Below are 988 nucleotides of genomic sequence, written 5' to 3' on the forward strand. Positions count from 1 at the left end.
GCTTTCATTATAAATTACTTCTTTATCAGTTAAATAATTATTACAGACGCGAGTAAACTGTTGTATAGCATGATCGTTCTCCCTTTGTTGCTCGTATACCTTAAGTAAATTACTCACAAAATAAACAAGTGGATCATGTCCTTTCAATATTTCACCACTTTTTACTAAAGAAAGTATCTGTTCTTTATGTTCTGGTGAGATATTCACTCCAATTCGCTCTAATACTATTTCTACTGCCTTTGGTCTTGAGATTGAATCTAACATTTCTTGTGTTACTACAAATCCATTTACAAGCTGGGTTAACATTTGACCATTAATTTTTGAAAACCATTCAACTGAAGAGCTCAATATTTCAGATGTAATGGAATCAATACTTAAACTAACATCACGCATCCCAAAATTTATTGGAGAAATTTTTGGTAATGTAATATCTCTTCTATCATTAAAAGTACGAATATCTTCTTCTACACGACGATAAGTTGGTAAGTATAACGCTTTGAAGGGAAATTTACTTTTAACTTTATCTAATTTTTGTTGCGTTGTTGAATTAACCCTTCGACCGGCCCTTCCTTTTCTTACTTCTGTTAGATAATCTTTTAAAATTGAAGATGGAAGGTCCATTGACATCAATGCATGCCTAAACAAAGGGGATCTATCCATCGCATGAGATGGATATTTACGAACATCATCAATAAGTTGAAGTATAAAATCCTCACCTAACTTGCTTTCTAAGTGTTCAAAAAAGTGATTTCCTTTTATGAATTCTAAGTCTGCATCAAAATCTGTCTTTTTGAATGATATCTCATCTCCATCACTAAAAACTAAACCAATTGTATCAAACTCAACTTTACGTAATTTTGAGATGTCACCAGACACAAGTGCATAAAAAGAATTTAATATTGTTGTCTTTCCATACCCATTTTCTGCTACTAAAACTTTGTATTCAGAATTAAATATGATCTCTACATCACGTTCTTTGTATAATTTT

1 protein-coding gene is annotated in these 988 nt (G+C 31.4%); it reads right to left on the reverse strand.

Annotated features, from left to right (window positions below):
* The coding region (locus JK188_RS17545) for a hypothetical protein (RefSeq protein ID WP_211888704.1) at positions 1-988 on the reverse strand (988 nt) is incomplete at both ends.

The organism is Providencia sp. JGM181 (genome assembly GCF_018257375.1).
GTDB lineage: Bacteria > Pseudomonadota > Gammaproteobacteria > Enterobacterales > Enterobacteriaceae > Providencia > Providencia lanzhouensis.